The 15122-nt window shown below is 40.9% G+C and carries 19 protein-coding genes; 15 read left to right on the top strand and 4 right to left on the bottom strand.

The window, feature by feature from the left end; all coding sequences use genetic code 11:
• Window positions 1–103: 103 nt before the first annotated feature.
• Entirely contained in the window at window positions 104–244 is a 141-nt protein-coding gene (locus D9X91_RS01795; RefSeq protein ID WP_121678836.1) for a sporulation histidine kinase inhibitor Sda, read from the bottom strand.
• 353 nt (window positions 245–597) lie between these two features.
• Here D9X91_RS01795 and D9X91_RS01800 point away from each other — a divergent pair, with 353 nt between their 5' ends.
• From D9X91_RS01800 to D9X91_RS01835, 8 genes are all read left to right on the top strand, one after another.
• A complete protein-coding gene (locus D9X91_RS01800) occupies window positions 598–1119 on the top strand; it encodes a YqeG family HAD IIIA-type phosphatase (RefSeq protein ID WP_121678837.1) in 522 nt (173 codons plus the stop codon).
• The gene (gene yqeH, locus D9X91_RS01805; RefSeq protein WP_121678838.1) at window positions 1116–2222 is read left to right on the top strand and encodes a ribosome biogenesis GTPase YqeH; all 1107 of its coding nucleotides are present in this window, start codon (window positions 1116–1118) and stop codon (window positions 2220–2222) included. Before D9X91_RS01800 ends, yqeH begins: the two co-directional genes overlap by 4 nt.
• 147 nt (window positions 2223–2369) lie before the next feature.
• Window positions 2370–3218 (top strand): shikimate dehydrogenase, encoded by an 849-nt coding sequence (gene aroE, locus D9X91_RS01810; protein WP_121678839.1) that lies wholly within the window; start codon window positions 2370–2372, stop codon window positions 3216–3218.
• On the top strand, window positions 3205–3495 hold the full coding sequence (gene yhbY, locus D9X91_RS01815; RefSeq protein ID WP_121678840.1) for a ribosome assembly RNA-binding protein YhbY: 291 nt from the start codon (window positions 3205–3207) through the stop codon (window positions 3493–3495). Before aroE ends, yhbY begins: the two co-directional genes overlap by 14 nt.
• A 12-nt stretch (window positions 3496–3507) precedes the next feature.
• Window positions 3508–4077: a nicotinate-nucleotide adenylyltransferase gene (locus D9X91_RS01820; protein ID WP_121678841.1), complete on the top strand. Its 570-nt coding sequence runs from the start codon at window positions 3508–3510 to the stop codon at window positions 4075–4077.
• Entirely contained in the window at window positions 4070–4642 is a 573-nt protein-coding gene (yqeK, locus tag D9X91_RS01825; protein ID WP_121678842.1) for a bis(5'-nucleosyl)-tetraphosphatase (symmetrical) YqeK, read from the top strand. The genes D9X91_RS01820 and yqeK overlap by 8 nt, the downstream gene beginning before the upstream one ends.
• Window positions 4642–4995 carry a ribosome silencing factor gene (gene rsfS / locus D9X91_RS01830; protein ID WP_121678843.1) on the top strand — a complete coding sequence of 118 codons (354 nt, stop codon included), beginning with the start codon at window positions 4642–4644 and terminating at the stop codon, window positions 4993–4995. Before yqeK ends, rsfS begins: the two co-directional genes overlap by 1 nt.
• Entirely contained in the window at window positions 4992–5744 is a 753-nt protein-coding gene (locus D9X91_RS01835) for a class I SAM-dependent DNA methyltransferase (RefSeq protein ID WP_121678844.1), read from the top strand. The genes rsfS and D9X91_RS01835 overlap by 4 nt, the downstream gene beginning before the upstream one ends.
• A 290-nt stretch (window positions 5745–6034) precedes the next feature.
• On the opposite strand, the gene comER is transcribed toward D9X91_RS01835, so the two are convergent.
• Window positions 6035–6856, bottom strand: a complete 822-nt coding sequence (gene comER, locus D9X91_RS01840) for a late competence protein ComER (RefSeq protein WP_121678845.1) — start codon at window positions 6854–6856, stop codon at window positions 6035–6037.
• An 82-nt stretch (window positions 6857–6938) separates the two neighbouring features.
• Here comER and D9X91_RS01845 point away from each other — a divergent pair, with 82 nt between their 5' ends.
• The 3 genes from D9X91_RS01845 to D9X91_RS01855 all read left to right on the top strand — a co-directional run bounded on the left by D9X91_RS01845 (window position 6939) and on the right by D9X91_RS01855 (window position 10475).
• On the top strand, window positions 6939–7550 hold the full coding sequence (locus D9X91_RS01845) for a helix-hairpin-helix domain-containing protein (RefSeq protein WP_121678846.1): 612 nt from the start codon (window positions 6939–6941) through the stop codon (window positions 7548–7550).
• 64 nt (window positions 7551–7614) lie between these two features.
• Window positions 7615–8172 (top strand): ComE operon protein 2, encoded by a 558-nt coding sequence (locus D9X91_RS01850; protein WP_121678847.1) that lies wholly within the window; start codon window positions 7615–7617, stop codon window positions 8170–8172.
• 56 nt (window positions 8173–8228) lie between these two features.
• A complete protein-coding gene (locus D9X91_RS01855) occupies window positions 8229–10475 on the top strand; it encodes a DNA internalization-related competence protein ComEC/Rec2 (protein ID WP_158598210.1) in 2247 nt (748 codons plus the stop codon).
• Between the two features lie 76 nt (window positions 10476–10551).
• On the opposite strand, the gene D9X91_RS01860 is transcribed toward D9X91_RS01855, so the two are convergent.
• The gene (locus D9X91_RS01860; protein WP_121678849.1) at window positions 10552–10686 is read right to left on the bottom strand and encodes a YqzM family protein; all 135 of its coding nucleotides are present in this window, start codon (window positions 10684–10686) and stop codon (window positions 10552–10554) included.
• A 294-nt stretch (window positions 10687–10980) separates the two neighbouring features.
• Between D9X91_RS01860 and holA the strand changes: the two genes are divergently transcribed.
• Both holA and D9X91_RS01870 read left to right on the top strand, forming a co-directional pair.
• Entirely contained in the window at window positions 10981–12015 is a 1035-nt protein-coding gene (gene holA, locus D9X91_RS01865; protein WP_121679012.1) for a DNA polymerase III subunit delta, read from the top strand.
• The gene (locus D9X91_RS01870) at window positions 12015–12224 is read left to right on the top strand and encodes a hypothetical protein (RefSeq protein ID WP_121678850.1); all 210 of its coding nucleotides are present in this window, start codon (window positions 12015–12017) and stop codon (window positions 12222–12224) included. Before holA ends, D9X91_RS01870 begins: the two co-directional genes overlap by 1 nt.
• A gap of 18 nt (window positions 12225–12242) precedes the next feature.
• Here D9X91_RS01870 and rpsT read toward each other — a convergent pair whose 3' ends face one another.
• The gene (gene rpsT / locus D9X91_RS01875) at window positions 12243–12506 is read right to left on the bottom strand and encodes a 30S ribosomal protein S20 (protein WP_121678851.1); all 264 of its coding nucleotides are present in this window, start codon (window positions 12504–12506) and stop codon (window positions 12243–12245) included.
• 211 nt (window positions 12507–12717) lie between these two features.
• Here rpsT and gpr point away from each other — a divergent pair, with 211 nt between their 5' ends.
• Together gpr and spoIIP are read left to right on the top strand one after the other, a co-directional pair.
• Window positions 12718–13839, top strand: a complete 1122-nt coding sequence (gene gpr / locus D9X91_RS01880) for a GPR endopeptidase (RefSeq protein ID WP_121678852.1) — start codon at window positions 12718–12720, stop codon at window positions 13837–13839.
• A 75-nt stretch (window positions 13840–13914) separates the two neighbouring features.
• A complete protein-coding gene (spoIIP, locus tag D9X91_RS01885) occupies window positions 13915–15117 on the top strand; it encodes a stage II sporulation protein P (RefSeq protein ID WP_121678853.1) in 1203 nt (400 codons plus the stop codon).
• Window positions 15118–15122 lie beyond the last annotated feature (5 nt).

The following is a 15122-nucleotide window of genomic DNA, read 5'->3' on the forward strand; positions in this document are numbered from 1 at the left end:
ATATATGGATAAAACGCATTTATTTACAATATATCGATTGATTGCGCTTTGAGTATTATGTTTATCTGTTAATCCTTTCAGCTGGTTCCGATCTGCAGCAGCTTTAGGATGAGACCTTAATTTTGTGAAGCAATGCACGTCTTTGAATTTCCGATTCAATGAGGCGAATAAAGTCCAGGCTTAAATTTAATTCTTTAGCTTTATAGTACGATTCGAGCAGCAATTCATCAGATAACTTTCTCATGAACGTTCACCTCCAAAAAATATAACCGTTCTTTTTTATACACCGTTGCATAAATTTAGTAAGTTACTCTTGGTATACCCTACTCTATCAGACTTAAACTATTGGAACAAGCGTTCTGTTATCCACAGGAAAAAGTGGATAAACTGTGATTAACTTGTTCATAAATATTGGAAATGTTAGTGGGACAATGTGTAAAATGTGAATAAGATTATCCACAATCATGAGATATTGTAAAATAATGTCGAAAAATATTTGGGTAATTTTTGAAATGCCCAAAAAATGAAGAATCATTTTGAAACTGGCTTAAAAATTAGTTATGATGTAAAAGTTATTATGGATAAGAGGTGTATCACTTGTTAAAAAAATTTTTGCCGAACGAGCAAGTTAAGAGTGTTTTTGATGTTCATCCAGAAGATTTGAAAAGACGCGGTATTAAAGGGATTATTACCGATTTAGATAATACGCTGGTAGAATGGGACAGACCGAATGCAACACCTAAGCTGATCGAGTGGTTTAAGAAAATGGAAGATCAAGGGATTTTGGTTACTGTCGTCTCGAACAATAATCAAAAGAGAGTGGCAGCATTTGCTGAACCTTTGAAAATCCCTTTTATTTTTCAGGCGAGAAAGCCGATGGGCAAGGCATTCAAACGTGCATTGGATGTCATGAAAATTAAGAAGGATGAAACCGTTGTGATTGGGGACCAGCTGCTGACGGATGTTCTTGGCGGCAACCGTGCCGGTTTTTATACTATTTTGGTTGTCCCGGTTGCGAAATCCGACGGTTTCTTTACAAAATTCAATCGTCAGGTAGAGCGCAGGATCATGAATTGGTTCAAAAGAAGAGGCATGATAGATTGGGAGGATGAAGCTTGAGCAATGATGTTATTCAATGTGTCGGCTGCGGCGTGGAAATTCAAACGGAAAACCCCGCTGAGTTAGGGTACGCACCGAAGTCGGCGCTGGAAAAAGAGAAAGTAATTTGTCAAAGGTGTTTTAAATTAAAGCATTATAATGAAGTGCAGGATGTTTCCTTGACAGATGATGACTTTTTAAAGATTTTGAATGAGCTGGGAAACACGGATAGTTTAATCGTGAAAGTCGTTGATATTTTTGATTTTAACGGAAGCTGGCTGCCGGGTCTTCACCGGTTCGTCGGAAAAAATCCGATTCTATTGATCGGCAATAAAGTCGATTTATTGCCGAAATCGGTGAAAAGCAATAAACTTATCCAATGGATGAAACATGAAGCAAAAGAGCTTGGGTTAAAGCCAATCGATGTGAAACTGGTCAGCGCCTCAAAAGGAATAGCGATCCAGGAAGCAGTAGATGCCATTGAAACGTATCGGAATGGCAAGGATGTATTCGTCGTTGGATGTACGAATGTCGGAAAATCGACCTTTATCAACCGAATCATCAAAGAGGTTGCAGGAGAAGAAGATATTATCACAACCTCCCATTTTCCAGGAACTACTTTGGATATGATTGAAATACCGTTGGATGATGGCCAAGCATTGATTGACACTCCAGGAATCATCAATCATCATCAAATGGCCCATTTCGTGGATAAAACAGACTTAAAGGTGATTACCCCCAAAAAGGAAATCAAACCTAGGATATTTCAGCTGAACGAGGAGCAGACATTGTTTTTTGGCGGCCTCGGAAGGTTTGATTTCCTCTCGGGAGGAAGAAAGTCATTCACATGCTATTTGGCAAATGAGTTGAACATTCACAGGACAAAACTAGAGAATGCAGACGAGCTATACAGAAAGCATGCGGGTGAAATGCTTCAACCCCCTAAAAAGGATGAGATGGAAGGATTTCCTGAGCTCGTTAGACATGAGTTTTCCATCAAAGAGGAGAAAATGGACATTGTATTTTCTGGCTTGGGCTGGGTGACGATCAATGAACCCGGAGTCAGAGTCGCTGCCCATGTACCGAAAGGTGTACAAGTTCTGTTGAGGAAGTCATTAATTTAAATTATTTCTATAGAGGCTTGCCCCGAAAGTTAAGTGCGTGCGCCTCCCGTTTTCATTGAACACTTTTTGGGAGATGCCGGGCATATCGGGGCAGCCTTTGCTTATTTCGTAAGTAGGAGGCCATTTCGAAGTCCGAGGAGGGTTATGGTGGAAAAGATTTATGGTGTAATAGGAGATCCGATACAACATTCGATGTCGCCGATTATGCATAATACAGCCTTTAGGGAATTGGGTTTGGAGGCGCATTATCACGCGTTCCATATTCGGAAAGAGTCTATAAGACGTTATATCGATGCAGTCAGGCTATTGAATATTTCAGGCTTTAACGTGACTGTTCCCCATAAAACGGAAATCATGGAGCATTTGGATCATATTGACCCGCTCGCCAACGCCATCGGAGCTGTGAATACCGTATTGAACGATAATGGAAGGTTAATAGGGTATAATACAGATGGGATGGGCTTTGTGGAAGCCATGCAGCAAGAATGGAAGCAAGACATCGTCCAAGAAAACATTTTGATTGTCGGAGCTGGTGGTGCCTCCAGGGCCATCTTCTACACATTGGCATCCATGGGTGTCCAACATATTGATATCGCAAATCGTACGAAAGAAAAAGCGCAGTCACTGATTGAAAACTGTCCTTTTACAATCCAGTCGTCTGCGTTATCAATTGAGGAAGCTGCCGGGCAATTGGAGAAATATTCAGCAGTCATTCAAACGACTTCCATCGGAATGCATCCCAATACTGAAGAAGTGCCGTTAAAGCTGGACCGGTTAAAGGCAGGCACCTTCGTATCCGATATCATATACAACCCCCTGGAAACTCTGTTTCTTTCACAGGCTAAAAAGAAAGGCGCCATCATTCAAAATGGGGTTGGAATGTTCGTAAACCAAGGCGCCGTAGCATTTAATTTATGGACAAAGAAAAATCCGAACATACAATCAATGAAAAATATTGTATTAGATAAATTAGGAGGTACACATGTTAACAGGTAAGCAAAAGAGATTTCTACGTTCAAAAGCACATCATTTAAACCCGATCTTCCAAGTAGGAAAGGGCGGGGTAAATGAAAATATGGTAAAACAAATTTCAGAAGCGCTGGAAGCTAGAGAGTTGATTAAAGTCAGCGTCCTTCAAAATTGCGAAGAAGACCGCGACACTGTCGGCGAATCTTTGAAAAAAGGCGCTGGCGCAGAACTGGTTCAAATCATCGGGAACACCATTGTCCTGTACAAGGAATCCAAAGAAAATAAACAAATACAACTTCCATAAGGATGTTTTAAAATGAAAAAGAGAGTGGGAATATTGGGAGGGACATTCAATCCTCCTCATTTGGGCCATTTAATCATTGCGAATGAAGTGTATCAGGAGTTGGAGCTGGATGAGGTAAGATTCATGCCTAATCATGAACCCCCTCATAAAAAGGAATCGGGTGTTATCTCCGGTAAACATCGCATTGAAATGCTTAGGATTGCCATTAAGGACCACCCGGCATTTTCAATCGAACCTATCGAGCTGGAACGGAAAGGGAAGTCGTTTTCGTTCGATACGATTCAGCTGCTGAAGTCCAGGGAGCCGGAAACGGAATTCTTCTTCATCATCGGTGCGGATATGATCGAATATTTACCGAAATGGCATAAAATTGAGGAGCTTATCGAGATGGTGCAGTTTGTCGGTGTGGGTCGTCCTGAATATTCCCAAGTAACCGAATACCCTGTACTGCTGATTGATATACCGGAAATCGACATATCTTCGACCGTGATACGCGGAAGGATTCAAGAGAGAAAAAGCGTTCAATATTTAGTCCCGGAACAAGTGATTTCGTATATTGAGGAGAAGAGCTTATATGAATAAGGAACGTGCCTTGCGAATTGTTAAAGAACAGATAACGGAACATAGATATCAGCATACACTCGGTGTCGTTCAAGCAGCGATAAAGCTTGCAGAGAGGTTCGGAGCCGATGTGGAAAAAGCAGAGCAGGCGGCCATTTTCCATGATTATGCCAAGTTCAGGTCAAAGGAAGAAATGCGGGATATCATTCGATCACAAAAAATGGATCCCAAGCTTTTGGATCATAATGAAGAACTCTGGCATGCACCAGTGGGGGCTTACCTGGTGAAACATGAAGCCGGAGTCGAGGATGAAGAGGTTCTTGATGCCATTCGCTTCCATACCTCAGGCAGGGTGGGAATGACACTTCTAGAAAAGGTTGTGTACCTGGCCGATTATATTGAACCTGGGCGGCATTTTCCAGGTGTGGAGGAAGTAAGGGAGATAGCAGAAAAAGATCTGGATGCCGCGCTGATTGCTTCCATTCGGAATACGATGTTATTTTTATTAAAGAAAAATCAGGCAATCTTTCCTGACACAGTCGAAACATATAATGATCTGATTTTCAATAAAGGTGGGAATATTTAATGAGCAAAGAACTTTTATATGCAGCTGTAAAAGCGGCAGATGATAAGCGGGCAGAAGACCTTGTAGTCCTAAATATGAAAGGGATATCGTTAATCGCCGATTATTTCTTGATCTGTCACGGAAACTCGGACAAACAGGTGCAGGCAATCGCCCGTGAAATCAAAGAAAAGGCACACGAAAATGGATATGATGTAAAGAGATTGGAAGGGTTTGACGATGCAAGATGGGTGCTTGTTGATTTAGGGGACATTGTGGCCCATATTTTCCATCGTGATGAAAGAAACTATTACAACCTTGAACGCTTGTGGGGGGATGCTCCACAGGAAGATATTCAAGGTGTATTGAATCAATGAGCTACAGTCGCTTTGCATATGTCTACGATTTTTTAATGAAAGATATGCCTTACAGCCAATGGATGGAATTGGTCCGGGAAAAGCAGACCCAATATGAAGTGAATGGCGATCGGGTACTTGATTTGGGTTGTGGGACTGGTGAACTATCCATTGGCCTTGCAGAAATGGGTTATGACGTAACCGGTGTTGATCTATCCGAAGATATGCTGATGGTCGCCAAGGATAAAGCAGAAAACAGCAATGTTGCAATCTCATTCTATCATCAGGATATGTCGGAAATCGAAGGCCTCGGATTGTATGACGTTATTACAATTTTTTGTGATTCGCTTTGCTATTTAACCGAGCAGGATCAAGTGCGCCGGACATTCAACAAAGCATTTGAACATCTCAAATCCGGGGGTCTCTTTCTATTCGATGTTCACTCCATATATAAAATGACCCAGATATTCATGAATCAGACGTTTGCATTAAATGATGAAGAAGTTTCTTATATTTGGAATTGCTTCCCAGGGGAAGCTCCAAATTCCGTCGAACATGATCTAACTTTTTTTGTCGAAGAAGAATCTGGTTATTATTCAAGATTTGATGAATTTCATACGCAAAGGACTTATCCGGTTATCCAACTGGAGAAATGGCTGAATGAAGAAGGCTTCCTTGTTCATGAAGTGCTAGGGGATTTCTCCGGAGCATCTTATACGGAATTAAGCGAAAGAATCTTTTTCATTTGCCAAAAGAAAACGGCGGCTTGAGATAATCAGGCCGCCGTTTTTCATTCGAAAAGGCTTTTTTCATAAGGATTGTTGTAAAATATTAATGCCGATTTTAGCGCGAAAATAGATGATTAGCGCGTTAAACATAGGATTCAGGCTCTTTTCTCGCTAATTACGCCATTTTATAGGTGGAAAATTGGATATACAACCCTATTTTAATTGCTAAAGCAACAAAGTTTGAGAAAAGAGCCTTTCTAAAAGAATGTTGTTTTTTTATGTTTTGGAAGAGGAAATCCAATGAATGTGTCGAAATAAGAAAGAAACCCTCTTTAATTTCCAAATTGGTTATAGACCCTTTCCAGATCCTCCTTGAATTTATCATGCGTCGCTTGAAATAGTTTCTCAAACACATCGTCAATTCCGTACTCAAGAATTTTTATGCCTTCCCCGGTGATGCCTCCCTTTACGCAAACCTTCTCTTGAAGCGTTGGCAGCGTGTAAAATCCTTTTTTTAGAAGCTCCCCAAGCCCAACCAGCATTTCACCAGCAAGGGTGGTCGCTGTCTCACGATCGATTTCTGTTTCATTTACCGCCCCATCAATAAACCTTTGCGTCAAGTAACTGAAGAAAGCCGGTCCGCAGCTTACGATGTCAGAAGAAACCCTCGTGATATTATCTTCAATGATAATCGGTTTCGAGATGAAAGAAAATAAATTGAAGATATATTCCTTCCATCTCCCCTCGCATTTATTTCCATATGTGATCAGTGATACACCTGCAAGAGCCCGGTTTGTAATACTGGGAATTGCCCGGACACAAGAGCAGTTTACTTTAGACTCCAGTTGCCCGACTGATACCGGGCTTGTAATGGAGACCAAACACTTTTCTTCAGAGAAAGATGAAGAGTATTTGTCCAATAATGGATATATATCATGTGGTTTTACACAAATGAAAATTAAATCAGCGTTTTTTATTGTCTCGGCAATGGACGCGGTTACCTGAAGCTCATTGAATTTTTTTTGCAGCCGCTGTGCTTTTTCAAGGGTACGGTTGGTTGCGATAATGGCTGAAGGAGAAATTGCTTTGCCTTCAATAAAGGCTTCTGTCAATATACTTCCCATATTCCCAGTCCCAATCATCCCAATTTTCAATCTGCATCCCTCCTCCGTGTTACAAAGTTACTCATAAAACCATATGACCAAATGAAAATAATTATTCATAGAAGAGGTGAGCGTGATCAAACGGTTTATTTTAGATAACAAGCAATATCTAGTCCTGATCGGAGGAATCATCTGTGTTTTGTCGGTGATTTTTTTGAAATCAATGTTGGTTCCGCTGCCGTCAGGTGAAATGGCTGATATTGGGCAAGAAAGAGCTGCACATGCAGAGAATACACCGAAAAAAGTTGGAGTGGACAATGAAAGTGAAAAATTGATCGCTGCTGATATTAAAGGTGCTGTGCAAAAACCCGGAGTTTATTTTCTGAAACAAGGGTTGCGGGTGAAGGATCTTGTTGTGAAAGCGGGAGGATTTACACCGGAGGCTGATCGGACACAAATAAATATGGCACAGATCATACAGGATGAGATGATGATTTACATTCCAGAAAAAGGCGAAGTAAAGAGCGGTGCGAATGACCCTACTGTTCAAAATCGGAAAGTAAGCATTAACAGATCTTCGGTGGAGGAATTGGAAAATCTTCCAGGTATCGGTCCAGGTAAGGCGCAGAGGATCATTGATTATCGAGCAGAAAATGGAGGGTTTAAAAAACTTGAGGATTTGAAAAACATATCGGGCATTGGTGAAAAAACTTTTGAGAAATTAAAAGAGTTCATTTCTTTATAATCAATTGAGATTCTTTGCAAAAGTAGCTAAACTAAAAAAAGATAAGGCAAAGGAGCGATGTTCAATGGAAAGGATATCATGGAATCAATATTTCATGGCTCAAAGCCAATTGTTGTCATTAAGAAGTACGTGTACAAGGCTATCGGTAGGGGCAACGATTGTCAGGGATAAACGGATAATAGCAGGCGGTTACAACGGCTCGATCGCCGGTGGTGATCATTGCATCGATCAAGGGTGTTATGTGATTGATAATCATTGTGTAAGGACCATTCATGCAGAAATGAATGCATTGCTGCAATGTGCCAAATTTGGAGTCCCGACCGCTGAAGCTGAAATTTATGTCACTCATTTTCCATGTCTTCAATGCTGTAAGGCGATCATTCAGGCCGGGATCAAAAAAATATACTATGCCAATGATTATAAGAACCACCCGTATGCAGAAGAGTTGTTTCAGCAAGCGGATGTACAAGTTGAATATGTACCATATGATATAAATTTCATTGATCCAAAGTCCGATCAAAAACGGCGGCTGGTGGAAGAGCTCATACATAGATTAGAGGCATCCAATTTGGGAGATGAAGAAGTGGCCGAAATGAAAAATGCAGCACATGCACTATTCTGAGCCTTATGCTTAAAGGGTTTTGGTTTGTATGTTTTTTAGCCTGTGCTGCAGGCGTAATGCTTTCAATTGAATTGAAATGGGCAGGGGGTCTGGCCGTCATCTGTTTGATTGTTTTTCTGAGGAAAAACCGAAGGCCATTCCTTCTGATCATACCCCCATTGATCTTTACATCATTTTATTTTGTGGGATTAAACGCCAAAAATGGCAACAGAACCATTTATCAAGAAAGTGAACAAACTTTGACCATCCATCTTTCCTCTCCCCCTGTCATAGACGGAAACCGGCTTACAGCAATAATCACGGCCAATGGGGGAGAAAAACTTCTTTTACGATACACCATCCCTTCCCTGAAAGAAAAACAGGAACTCCTTCGTCATTTTCTTCCCAGTCACAATTATGTCATGGTTGGGCAGCTTGTCCTCCCATCTGAAAATCGTAATTTCAACACCTTTAATTATCGGGATTACTTGAACGCCCGTCACATTCATTGGATTTTTCAACCGGAAATGATCGATCTCCATCATTCATCAAAACGGTCCATCAGTTTTTCAGGCATCCTCTTAACATGGAGAATACGATTGCTGAAGCATATAGATCATGATTTCAAAGAAAATACTGCATATTATTTAAAAGCGCTTCTTTTAGGAGATAAAAATGACTTTCCAGAAGAGGTGTATGACGCATTCAGAACGCTGGGCATCGTTCATCTGCTGGCGATATCAGGGCTTCACGCAGGGGTGATAGCAACTGGCTGTTTTGCCATTTTTATGCGGTTGGGCATGACAAAGGAGAGGGCGATTTTACTTCTTTCACTTTTCCTGCCGATTTATGCATTCCTCGCAGGGGGGAATCCCCCTGTCATGAGGGCGGTTTTTATGATTTTTCTGATTATGGCTTCCAGATTTCTGCCCGGAAAATATGCAATGGTTGATACAGTCAGTTTGAGTGCCGTTTTCTTCATCCTCAATGATCCGTATATCATTTTGAATACAGGCTTTCAGCTCTCCTACGCAGTCTGCTTTTCGTTGGCCTTTTCACAAAAGATTTTCTCCAGGAGCAATCATTTGATTTCCAAATTACTCCACATATCCTTTGTCTGTCAAATCGTGACCTTCCCCTTTTTGATGTACCAATTTTATCAAGTGTCCCTCCTAGGATTCATCGTGAATGCTGTCTATGTTCCTTATTTTTCTTTCCTTGTTCTCCCCGTGTGTTTTTTAGACTTTTTTCTCTCGTACTTATCACCTCGGCTCCAACCATCTATAGACCAATCTCTATCATGGATTCTTACCATCGTGGAGCATACAGCTTTGTTTCTTGAAAAGATCCCCCATGCAGCGTTGGTCACCGGACGGCCTGGGCGATATGCGTTAATTCTTATGTTTGTACTAATGGTTCTGGGATTTAAATTTCTTGAAAGTGGAGGGTCTTATAAAAAATATTTGGTGTCAGCGGTGTTTGTGATGGCAGCAGCCATAGGAGTGAAAGGACTATCTCCTCACGGAAGCGTGACGTTCATAGATATTGGACAAGGAGACAGTATATTGATACAACTGCCTTTTCAACAAGGAACCTATTTGATCGATACCGGAGGTGAAATGGAGTTCCCGGTTGAAGAGTGGGAAAGGAGAAGCAAACATTTCTCGATAGGGAAGGATATCCTGCTGCCGACATTGAAAAGCAAAGGGATCACAAGGATAAATAAACTTATTTTGACACATAGCGACATGGATCATATCGGTACTGTATTCGATATGATGGGAGAAATAATAATAGATGAAATCATCATCTCTCCTAATTCGGATACCAAGCCCCTGATGAGGGATATTGTGCACAAGGCAATTCAAATTGGCATTCCTGTCGTTGAAGCAGAAACAGCAAAAAAATGGCAGGTAGGGGATTGTTCATTCATGCTCATTCCTCCTCCGGATAAAGTTTATGAAGGGAATAATGATTCGCTGGTTCTCCTTGCAGATATGGGCGGGCTTAAGTGGATATTCACGGGAGATCTTGAAGAAAGAGGTGAGAAGGAGCTGCTGGCACGCTATAGAATAGATGCAGACGTATTGAAGGTTGGCCATCATGGAAGTGAAACGTCTACTTCAGATGATTTTTTAGACGGGATCAGTCCCAAGATCGCAGTCATTTCCGTCGGGAAAAACAACCGCTACGGGCATCCTGACCCTTCAATCATCCAGAAATTAGAGGAAAGGCATATAAAGATATATCGAACGGATCAAATGGGGGCAATTGAATATGTATTTAAAAAGAATAAAGGAACCTTTGCCACGGTTTTTCCATAGGATGTAATATCTCAAATGAAAAAATCCATGAAAAAGGGAATCTGTTTAACAGACTCCCAGGCGCTTTCATTAGCCATTAAGAACCAATGTATTTGATCACAGTGGCAATGATGAACATAAGCGTAAAGAAACCGAATGAAACTCCAAAACCAACACCTGATTCGACCGCGTCGTTTGTTTTGGACTGCACATTTTTTTCAAACTCGTTCACAAGTACCCCTCCTATTTCCTTTTTAGTATAGACGATTCAAAAAAAAAAATCTACAATTCATCGTCCATTTTCCTATAATGACAAGAGTTGTCACCTATAGATTGGTGATGTTGGGTGACAATAAGATTAAGTTGCAATCGTCTATGGGTGAGTATCCTAGGCCTCATCTATAGACGTTCATTATAGATCCAGGGATTGGCAAACTTTGAGAGGCGGCCGATCCCTACTAAACCTTGTCAAAACCCGTCAGCTTCTTTACGATAGAGGTAAGAAAATGTGATCGGAGCGATTGGTTTGGTAATGGATGTCTGGAAAAAAATTGAACAAAAGCAATTCTCAAGAGTATATTTATTATATGGAACGGAACGTTTTTTAATCAACGAGACGAAACATAAATTGATAAATAATGCTCTGACAGAAGAGGAAATGGATTTTAATTTTGCTTCATATGATTTGGAAGAGACTCCGATCGAGACCGCGGTAGAGGATGCTGAAACATTTCCTTTCATGGGTGAACAAAGAGTGATTTTTCTACATAATCCCGTCTTTCTGACTGCTGAAAAAACGAAAGAAAAAATAGAGCATAATGTAAAGGTCCTGGAGGCTTATTTAAACGAGCCTGCCCCATACACGATATTGGTTTTTATTGCGCCTTATGAAAAATTGGATGAACGAAAAAAAATAACCAAGCTAATAAAAAAATCAGCCTCAATCGTTGAAGCGAAAAAGTTGAATGAGCATGAGTTGAAAACTTGGATTAGGACAAGGGCTTCGATAAATCAGGTTCAAATTGATGAAGATGCAATCGATATGCTTCTTGTATTGGCAGGAACCAACTTGATGCTGCTTGCAAGCGAAGTGGATAAATTATCACTTTATGCTGAAGATGAAAAGCGAATCGATCGCGAAGTGGTTGAAAAATTGACGGCAAGATCTTTGGAGCAGAATATTTTTGAGCTTGTTGAAAAAGTGGTAAGAAAAGATATTGAAGGGGCATTGAGGATCTATTATGACTTGCTCAAGCAAAATGAAGAGCCCATCAAAATATTATCCATACTTGCCGGTCAATTCAGGCTTCTTTATCAAGTGAAGGAGCTGTCTAGAAAAGGTTATGGGCAGCAGCAGATCGCGTCTTATTTGAAAGTCCATCCTTACAGGGTGAAACTTGCTGCTGGCCAGGCGAAATTATTCGAGGATAATGAGTTAAGCAGAATCATGGATTTGCTTGCAACATCAGACCTGCAAATGAAATCAGGTGGATTGAGAAAAGAAATGATCATTGAAATGTTCTTTTTTAATCTGCATACTCCGAAGGAGATTACTAAATAATGGGGAAAACTGATCCTTCTGAAAGGATCAGTTTCTTTTTTGTGGATTCCATAAAAATTGCTGAATTGGAAGCGGCAGATTTCTCTTTCACTTTCAAAAAGGCTCTATTTGATATGAAGGATGATTCACAAAAAAATCTTTATATAACAACACCCTTTGTGAAAGCAGCCTTCAAAAAAGAAGCAATAAAAAAAGCGGTCCCTTTTTAAAGGGGCCGCTTTTAATCATTATGCAGTTGCTGCGTTTAATTTTTTCATCAAACGAGCTTTTGTACGGTCTGCTGCATTTTTGTGGATGATGCCTTTTTGAGCTGCTTTATCAACATGCTTAACAGCTGTAGAAAGAAGTTCTTTCGCATTGCTGTCGTTGTTAGATACTGCTGCTTCGTATTTTTTCACAGCTGTACGCATTGCAGATTTAACAGTTGCATTTTGTGCGTTGCTCGCATTGCTTGTTTTTACGCGTTTAATTGCAGATTTAATATTTGCCATTCCCGTTCACCTCCTAATGCACGATCGAGGTTTCTATTAAAACTCGATTTCACAATCAATTCCTAAACATTAAGAACAAATGATATTTTATCAAACGGGCGTTGAGATTGCAATACTCTATAGATGAAAAACCATTTATTGAATGAACGATTTCATAGTAGGAAATGATAGTAAATATGACCAATAATGCTCAATGTAAGAGGTGAAGGAAATGGAAAAGGATCAATTGGATCTTAGCAAATACTCCGTAAGAACGGATCTTGCCCTAGAAGCGGCAGAAATGGCAAGTGCTGAACCAGCGGATAAAGCAGCGAAAAATACTTCTGATATAAAGGGCGTGATCGTCAAAGAAAGAGACAGCGATGGAATTAAAATATCCACCGTTGAGATTACACCTGAAGGGGAAAAGACTGTCGGAAAAAAGGCCGGGAATTACTTGACGATTGAGGCACAGGGAATTCGGCAAGAGGATACCGTTCTTCAACAGAAGGTCCAGGAAGTCTTTGCTAGGGAATTCAGCGGGTTTTTGAATCAAGCAGGAATTGTAAAAAATGCAAGCTGCTTGATTGTAGGGCTGGGAAATTGGAATGTCACCCCAGATGCATTAGGGCCGCAAGTCTGTGAAAATGTGATTGTCACAAGGCACCTTTTCAAGCTCCAGCCTGAAAATGTATCAGAGGGATACAGGCCGGTGAGTGCAATCGCTCCGGGAGTCATGGGTCTGACTGGGATTGAAACGAGTGATATCATTTTCGGGATTGTGAATGAATCAAAGCCTGATTTTATCATCGCAATCGATGCACTTGCTTCCAGATCCATCGAAAGGGTCAATTCGACCATTCAAATTTCTGATTCTGGAATACACCCGGGATCGGGGGTTGGAAATAAGCGGAAGGGATTGGATAAAGAAACGCTTGGAGTCCCCGTCATTGCCATCGGTGTTCCCACGGTAGTGGATGCGGTAACCATCACCAGTGATACGATCGACTATTTATTGAAGCATTTTGGCCGAGAAATTTCAGAAGGGGACAGGCCATCCAAGTCGTTAACTCCTGCCGGCATGACGTTTGGAGAAAAGAAAAAGCTGACAGAAGAGGACCTTCCGGAAGAACAGCACCGCCAAACGTTTTTAGGGATAATCGGTACATTGCAGGAAGACGAAAAACGAAAATTGATCCATGAGGTCCTCGCGCCGATCGGTCATAACTTGATGGTCACGCCGAAAGAAGTGGATGTATTCATCGAGGATATGGCAAACCTGATTTCCAATGGATTGAATGCAGCTTTGCATGAAGCGGTCAATCAAGAAAATGCGGGATATAAAACTAGATAGGATTTTACTTTCGCCGTTCTACTTTTTCTATTAAAAACATAAATTTTACTAGAAATGACTAGAAAGGGTGGAACCATGAGACCATCAAAAAATCCCGGCTATTCCATAACTGTAGACGCAGCAGCCATCATGAAAGGTTTGTTATTGTTAATATTTGCCCTTTTGTCGATTTTTTCGCTTACAGGGCTTCTGACATCGATTCAGCCCCAATATCGAATCAGTTCAAATTCGGTCAATCATGCTGCGGAAAATGTGTCAGGAGCTGCATTGTACTCGATGTTTTCCATGGAAAATACAGCATTTGCCCAAACTGAACCAAAAGCGGCCAAATGGCCATCAGCCGGCAACATGCTGATGAAGCTGGCTACCAATATCAGTTTGAAGGATCCGAGAAGCCTCCTGGGCAGGGAACTGCCGGGATTTTCGATCTTCGATAGTAAAATCCTGGTTGCCGGGAAAGGCACGAATTATACAAATATGCCCATTGAATCGATTCCTCCTGCAAAGGCATTGAATCCAGAAAATGATGCAGAACTTCAAAATACAGATTCCATCGGAGAAGTTCCATCCAGTTCGAATAGCCAGCCGCCATTGACGACGAATGGAAAACAAAAGGTGTACGTTTACTTCACCCATACGAATGAATCCTATTTGCCTTACTTAAAAGGTGTCACAGATCCTGACCTTGCATATCATTCAAAGATCAATGTCACGAAACTGGGCGATGAATTGAAAACGGATCTTGAAGATTTAGGGATCGGGACAAAGGTGGATAAAACGAATATCACTTCACTTTTGAATCATAATGGCCTTTCATATGCTAGTTCATATAAAGAATCACGGACAGTAGTTGCATCAGCAATGAATAATGATCATGATCTGCAGTATTTCATTGATATTCATCGTGATTCAAGAAGAAAAAAATATACAACAATCGGGTTAAATGGAAAAGAATATGCAAAGATTGCATTTGTGATTGGCGCAGAAAATCCAAATTATGAAAAAAACGCTAAGCTTGCAGCGGCACTTCATAAAATTATGGAAAAGAAATACCCGGGAATATCAAGAGGGCTCATTATGAAACAGGGAGCGGATACGAACGGGAAATTCAATCAGGATCTTTCCCCAAATTCGTTTTTGATTGAAGTAGGCGGAGTGGATAATACCTTTGAAGAAATGGATCGGACGATCAAAGCGTTCGCAGATGTGTTTGCAGAATATTATTGGCAGGCTGCAAAAGTTAATAGCGATCAATCAACACCACCATCAAAGCAATAAAGGGT

The sequence above is a fragment of the Falsibacillus albus genome (genome assembly GCF_003668575.1).
Taxonomy (GTDB): domain Bacteria; phylum Bacillota; class Bacilli; order Bacillales; family DSM-25281; genus Falsibacillus; species Falsibacillus albus.